At 32.4% G+C, this 6,765-nt stretch carries 8 protein-coding genes; 4 read left to right on the top strand and 4 right to left on the bottom strand.

Going from position 1 to position 6,765, the window contains the following annotated elements; translation table 11 throughout:
* The first annotated feature begins 46 nt into the window (after positions 1 to 46).
* Together IPK14_13950 and IPK14_13955 are read left to right on the top strand one after the other, a co-directional pair.
* Complete coding sequence (locus tag IPK14_13950; GenBank protein MBK7994435.1) at positions 47 to 952, top strand: universal stress protein; 906 nt, start codon at positions 47 to 49, stop codon at positions 950 to 952.
* 194 nt (positions 953 to 1,146) lie between these two features.
* Positions 1,147 to 1,827 carry a redoxin domain-containing protein gene (locus tag IPK14_13955; GenBank protein MBK7994436.1) on the top strand — a complete coding sequence of 227 codons (681 nt, stop codon included), beginning with the start codon at positions 1,147 to 1,149 and terminating at the stop codon, positions 1,825 to 1,827.
* A 78-nt stretch (positions 1,828 to 1,905) separates the two neighbouring features.
* On the opposite strand, the gene IPK14_13960 is transcribed toward IPK14_13955, so the two are convergent.
* Positions 1,906 to 2,409, bottom strand: coding sequence for a hypothetical protein (locus IPK14_13960; GenBank protein ID MBK7994437.1), 504 nt, complete (start codon positions 2,407 to 2,409; stop codon positions 1,906 to 1,908).
* Between the two features lie 167 nt (positions 2,410 to 2,576).
* Here IPK14_13960 and IPK14_13965 point away from each other — a divergent pair, with 167 nt between their 5' ends.
* Positions 2,577 to 3,779, top strand: a complete 1,203-nt coding sequence (locus IPK14_13965; protein MBK7994438.1) for an MFS transporter — start codon at positions 2,577 to 2,579, stop codon at positions 3,777 to 3,779.
* Here IPK14_13965 and IPK14_13970 read toward each other — a convergent pair.
* Together IPK14_13970 and IPK14_13975 are read right to left on the bottom strand one after the other, a co-directional pair.
* Positions 3,768 to 4,241, bottom strand: a complete 474-nt coding sequence (locus IPK14_13970; protein ID MBK7994439.1) for a DNA starvation/stationary phase protection protein — start codon at positions 4,239 to 4,241, stop codon at positions 3,768 to 3,770. The genes IPK14_13965 and IPK14_13970 overlap by 12 nt on opposite strands.
* Positions 4,242 to 4,270: 29 nt before the next feature.
* Complete coding sequence (locus IPK14_13975; protein MBK7994440.1) at positions 4,271 to 4,960, bottom strand: pirin family protein; 690 nt, start codon at positions 4,958 to 4,960, stop codon at positions 4,271 to 4,273.
* A 190-nt stretch (positions 4,961 to 5,150) separates the two neighbouring features.
* Here IPK14_13975 and IPK14_13980 point away from each other — a divergent pair, with 190 nt between their 5' ends.
* Positions 5,151 to 6,092, top strand: coding sequence for a hypothetical protein (locus IPK14_13980; protein ID MBK7994441.1), 942 nt, complete (start codon positions 5,151 to 5,153; stop codon positions 6,090 to 6,092).
* Between the two features lie 24 nt (positions 6,093 to 6,116).
* On the opposite strand, the gene IPK14_13985 is transcribed toward IPK14_13980, so the two are convergent.
* Positions 6,117 to 6,765, bottom strand: a 649-nt coding sequence (locus tag IPK14_13985; protein MBK7994442.1) for a cholesterol oxidase, incomplete at its 5' end; no start/stop codon positions are given.

Here is a 6,765-nt window from a genome sequence, read left to right on the forward strand (position 1 = left end):
TTTAGATAAATAAAAGTTGTTATCTTACAGGCTAAGGAGCAAAAAAATGATTACAATGAAAAAAATTCTTTTCCCTACGGATTACTCTGAATATGCTGAACAAGCTTTTATTTATGCAGTTGACCTAGCTAGACGCTTTCAAGCAGAACTTCATATTTTACACGCCATAGTTAATTATAGTTATGCTGGGTATTTTTCCCCAGACCAAGAGAACTTATATAAAAACCTGCGAAAAAATGCTGAATATTTAACAGAAGATTTAGTGGAAAAATACCAAATTAGCGATCTAAAAGTGGAAAAATTATATTTTCCTGCTCTTTCTGCTAGTTCTATGATTGTAGATTATGCCAATCAATTCCAAGCTAGTCTAATTGTTATGGGAACTCATAGCCGTCAAGGTTTAAGTCATTTAGTACTTGGTAGTGTTGCAGAAAATGTTATCCGAACTGCTACTTGTCCAGTTTTAACTATTGGTAAAGGTATGGCTATGGATAGAGATTCTAAGCTAATAAAAAATATTCTTGTGCCAATAGATTTTTCTTCTCATTCCAAACAATTGCTTAGTTATGCTATGGATCTAGCTAAGAACTATCAAGCTAAATTGCAGATTTTACACGTAATTGACACACCTGTTTATCCAGCCTTTTATGTAATGGATCAAATAGCTTTTACTTCTGTAGCAGAAAATATAAAAACAAGAGTAGTGGAAAATCTAAATAGTTTAGTTAATGAATTAAAAGAACCTAGCGTTGAAACAGAAATTTTTGCTGTTGAAGGTCGAGCAGCAAAAACTATTGCTGAATTTGCAGAAGAAAATGACAATGATCTAATCCTTATAGCAACTCACGGACTAACAGGAGTTGAACGCTTTTTATTAGGTAGTGTAACTGAGAAAGTAGTACGTTTAGCTAAAACACCTGTTTTTACTGTAAAACCCAAAGAAAATAATTAATTTGCAAATATTTGTTATTTTCCAAAATCTATCTTTTGGCTATTTTCAAACTACTTGCGAAAAAACTATAATTTATTGCCAAATCCCAAAATTACTAAAATTAGGAGGTAAAGTAGCTATTTCTAAAAATTTAGAATCTAGCTGCTTAAATTTTTATGAAAATAAGGCTATTGATTGCCACTTTAGTAGTAATAATGAGTATTGCTTTTAGTGGCTGTGCAAGTTCTACGGCTGATAATAATATAGTACCAGCTAACAATACTGCTAATAATTCTACAGAAAAAAGTAACTTAAATGTAAATAATAATGCTGATGCAACAACAAATGCTAACGTAAATACTGCAACTTCAGCCGTAACAGTTGGCGCACCTGCACCAACATTTTCTCTTGAAGATCAAGATGGTAAAAAAGTTTCTTTAGGGGATTTTGCTGGAAAAATTGTAGTTTTAGAATGGATTAATCCTGATTGTCCATTTGTTAAACGCCATTATGATGCTAAAACTATGACTACTACAGCAGAAAAATATAAAGGCAAAGATGTTGTTTGGTTAGCAGTCAACACAACTAGCTATATGGGTAAAGATAAATATAAAGAATGGATCAAAACTCATAATATTTCTTATCCTATCCTAGATGATCATGAAGGTTTAGTTGGCAATATGTATGGCGCAAAAACTACACCTCATATGTATATTGTAGGAAAAGATGGTAAGCTAGCTTATCAAGGTAGTATTGATGATGATCCAGGTGGAGATAAGGGTAAAGAAACTATCAATTTTGTAGATCAAGCTTTAGCAGAACTAACAGCAGGTAAAAGTGTTAGTCAACCACAAACTAAACCTTATGGTTGTTCTGTTAAATATGCTAAAAAATAAAATTTAACTCTATAAAAACTCTAAAGTTCTGCAAACAAAAATATTTTTATGTTATTGTTTGCAGGACTTTGCTATTTGTTATAGCAAACAACTAGATTTAATCTTTGTTAAAGGTATTTGAGTTAAATAGTTTACTTGTTTAGAAAGGATTGTTTCTGTAATTATTTCTACTTTTTCTTCTTCTTTATTTCTTTCTTCTATAGCTAGATCAATGCGTTGTAATTGTTGCCCAAACCTAACAACATGAACTAATTCATGTGTAAGAACATAAAGCAATAAGTTAAACAAATCTCCTTCAATATTATTAAAAGTATTGAGTATTTTTGTATCTTGAAGGCAAATACAATAAAGGTCTTTATATTCTATTTTTTGATTAATTTTGCAAGTATATTGATAACACAATACTTGAGCTAACACAGTATCTAAACGTTCATTAATTGTTAATTCTTCTTGGGTTTTTACTTCATAACGTAGCATTGTCCATTCACGAGGAGCAAGGCAATAAAAGCAACTAACTAAATACGCTGCTTGTTGAGTTGCTTGGCGAACTAACTGCAATTCTTGGCAGGTAAATAGCCTCATAACTACTCCAAAGTAAATAAAATTGTTGTTATTTTAGCAAAAATTACTTTTTACTTTTAAGTTTAGTTAGCAAAAATAAGGATCTTTCTTGCTCCAAAGCAACTAGCCTGATTATTTATCTGTAGTATACTGAAAAACTATTTTTAAAAAATCAATTGAGTAGAAAAATGAAAAAGCTGTTACCAATATTTCTTATTATTTGGGTCGATCTGCTAGGTTTTAGTATTATCCTCCCTCTTTTACCTTATTATGCTAAAAGTTTACAACTTTCTGACTTTTTAGTTGGCTTACTAGTAGCTAGTTATTCTATTTGTCAGTTTATTGCTGGGCCTATTTTAGGCGAAATGAGCGACCGATTTGGACGGCGACCTTTACTGCTTTATAGTCAATTAGGCTCTTTTACAGGCTTTCTTCTTTTAGGTTCAGCCCTTTTTTTACCTCATTCAATTGTTTGGTTATTTATCTCTCGTATAATTGATGGATTTTCTGGTGGCAATGTTACTGTAACACAAGCTTATATTAGCGATGTACTTGAGCCAGAGGAATGGACTAAGGGTTATGCCTTAATAGGTGCTGCTTTTGGGCTAGGATTTTTATTTGGCCCCGCTTTAGGTGGCTCTCTTTCTGTTTATGGCTACCAATGGCCTGCTTATGCTGCTGCTCTTTGTTCTTTAATTAGCATTACAGGAACATTTTTCTTGTTAAAAGAACCAAATCGTCGCCTTAATCCAGATAGAAAAGGTGGATTCTCTGTTTATCTAAGAGTTATTGAATACTTTAAAATTTCTAGTTTAAGAAATTTATTAGCAATTTTCCTCTTTTTTGTTCTTCCTTTTAACTTATATACCTCAATGTTTGCTCTTTATGCCTTAAAACAATTAAGTTTTACTGCACGTGATACGGGCTATTTCCTAGCTGTAGTTGGTTTACTTGGAATAATTTGGCAAGGTGGAGCAGTTAGCCCAATAGTTAAAAGATTAGGAGAAAGTAAAGCTTTAATGATTGGCTTGTTGGCTAATATGATAGGACTACTAAGTATAGTCTTTGTTGATGTTTGGTGGAAATTAATTATTGTGGCTATCTTTTTTTCTTTTGGAACAGGTATGACTAGACCATCGCTTACAAGTTTAATTACTCAGGGCTGCTCCAGAAGATCGGCGTGGGGGTGTTTTAGGTGTTACTTCATCTATAGAAAGTTTTTCTCGAATTGCTGCCCCCTTGATGGGCGGATGGGTTATAGGAAGCCTACATCCAAATTGGTTAGGACTTGCTGGAGGCGGATTAACTTTAATTGCTTTAATACTTACATTTTTAGGACGATAAAGCCCAAGGGGGCTTTATCGTTTACTGGGTACTACTTAATCTTCTAAATAGGATCTTAACATCCAAGCCATCTTTTCATGCTGTTCCATTAAACCTGTTAGAAAATCCCCAGTTCCAGCATCATTATTATCATTACAGACTTGTAAATCTTTACGTAAGTGATTAACTATTAATTCATGATCAGCAAGTAAACTAGCTAACATAGTTTGGGCGTTAGGATACTCGCTAGGTCGTTCACTTACACGAGCTTTTTCAGAAAATTCTCGTAATGTTGCCATAGTTTTACTGCCTAATGCACGAACTCTTTCTGCAACATCATCAATAATTGTATCTAGTTCATCATATTGTGTTTCAAAAAATTTATGTAGCTCACTAAAATTTGAGCCTGTTACATTCCAATGATAATTTCTGGTTTTAGTATAGAGTACATATTCATCAGAAAGTAAAGTATGAAGTATTTCTACTACTTCGGCTCGTTGTTCTGCTGTAAGTCCAATGTTGGGTGTCATATGTTTTCTCCTTGAGGTACCAATATTTATTAAGCCAAATCAAAAAGTAAAATTTCTGAGTCTGTTTTAGCTAAAAATGTTAAGTCAGTTTCTTCGCTAATAGCAACTCCATCACCTTGATCTAATAATTTATCATTAAGAAAAACGCTTCCTTTTGCAATTTGAATCCAAACATAACGATTTGGAGACACTTTATAGCTAATGGATTGATTTGCTAATAGTTTAGTTACAAAAAGGTCAGCATCTTGATGTATTTTTACTACTGTTTCTGTAGCATCTTTTGATGCAATTAATTGCCATTGTCCATTTGTTAGATTAATAGCTTTTTGTTCATAACCAGGCTCAATACCTTTCTTTTCAGGTATTATCCAAATTTGTAACAAATGGACAAGATTAGTTTGAGAAGCATTATATTCACTATGAGTAATTCCTGTGCCAGCACTCATACGCTGAATTTCTCCCAGTTTTATAGTAGAACCATTACCAAGGCTATCTTTATGTGCTAATTCACCAGATAAAATATAAGTAATAATTTCCATATTCTGATGAGAATGTGGGGCAAATCCTGCACCAGCTTTTACATAGTCTTCATTAATTACTCTTAAACTGCGAAAATGTATATGTTGCGGATCATGATAATAGTTAAATGAAAAACTATGATAACTATCCAGCCAATCTATTTCTGTTCTTCCGCGCTCATTGCTAGCTCTGACTTTCATAAACCCTCCAGTATTTTTTTATTATTAAATTTAGAATAATTCTAATTCAAATAAATTTATTGTCAAGACAGCATTGCCAAAAAAATAAAATATTAAGCAATAGTTAAGTGAGTTTTTGTAAAAAGTAATAGATAATCAATAAAATTTATAGAAAAGAGACTTAGCCATGCAAAAAAGATATAGAGGTTTAATGTTACTGTGTCAACTAGTAAGTGTGATTATTCTATTAACTACAATTAAGGTTGATCAAGTAATAAATTATACTGTTACAGCACAAAACAATGTAAGCACAAATGTTAAACCTACATTGCAAATCCCAAATAATACTTTAATAACTCGGCGTAGCCCAAAATTAAATGGAGATGGAAAAGTAGAAGGTTCTATAAGAATTTTGTCAGGCGAATCTTTTGATATAAATGGTAATTCAACCGTAGCAGGTGATATTTATGTGCCAGGAAGCCCAGAAATTAACAAATCATCAGGTGCTTCTTATAAAGGTACAGTAATAGGAGATGGAAAAGATTATCCTTCAAACTATGTAATTAAACTAAATGGTAGTTCTACAATCAATCATATAATCACTCGTACTGACGCAGTAACAATTAATCAAATTCCTTTTGTTACTGAACCTAAAGGAACTAGGGATGTTTTTTTAATCAAAGGAGATAGTCCTGGGGATTTTTCTACTATTAGAGATTTGGTTTTAACTCGCAGATATAACTTGGCATTAGCTGTTCCAGAAGGTAGTTATGGCATTTTAAGAGCGCATGGTAAGTCAGCTTTTATATTAGGTGTAGATAATAAAGAAACTATATATAATTTACACTCCTTAGAACTAAACTCTAATACATTAGTAGAAATAAGAGGTAAGGTAACTATTAATATTCAAAATAGTTTAACCTTAAATAGTAACTCCAAAATAGGAGATGCTAAAAAAATAGCAGATTTAACAGTAAATATTAAAAATGGAGAAGTTAAACTTAATAGCAATACAAGATTATATGGAACAGTCAATATTCCAGAAGGGGTATTAACTCTTAATTCAAATAGTAGGTTAGTTGGACAAGTAATTTGTGATAGCGCAAATTTTAATAGTAATTCCTTATTAACCTATATTCCAAACAATAATTAAGACACAGAAAATAGGTTTTATTTTCTAAGCTTGCACGTGACTCATTACATATTCAGATAGTGCAGTGATGGTTAAAGAAGGGTTGACACCTACATTTCCTGTAATCATTGAGCCATCACAAACATACATATTGTCATAGCCAAAAACACGGCCTTCAGGGTCAATTACTCCTTTTTCTGGGCTATCACCTATGCAGGCACCACCTAGGATATGTGCTGTAACAGGACAACTTAAAAAAACTTCTGTTGTAGCTGATTTAGGGATTCCATCTATTTTTTCCGCAAGTCTTCGAGTTATATCATTTGCTACAGGAATATATTTGGGGTTAGCTTCTCCATGTTCTTGAGATGTAAGTAATTTAATTGAGCCACTTAAACTTCTTTTTGGAATTAGTCTTATAGAATTATCCAAGGTTTGCATAGCCAAAACTATTGTGCTACGTTTGGCCCAATCAAAAGGCCAAATGCTACGACAAAAATCTACAGGATGTTTAGCAATATTAGATAAAAATTTTAGTGGGCGGGTAAGTTTTGAACCATCAGCAGTTAAATAAACAAACATAAAAGTATTGATATCTGAACCAGCAGGAAATCTTACCATTTCTATATGAGTATGCTCATCAGGAAAAATGCTAGAAGCAATTGCAATACCTTTAGAGTAATCTTTATCTTTG

The organism is Blastocatellia bacterium, from assembly GCA_016713405.1.
GTDB lineage: Bacteria > Acidobacteriota > Blastocatellia > Chloracidobacteriales > JADJPF01 > JADJPF01.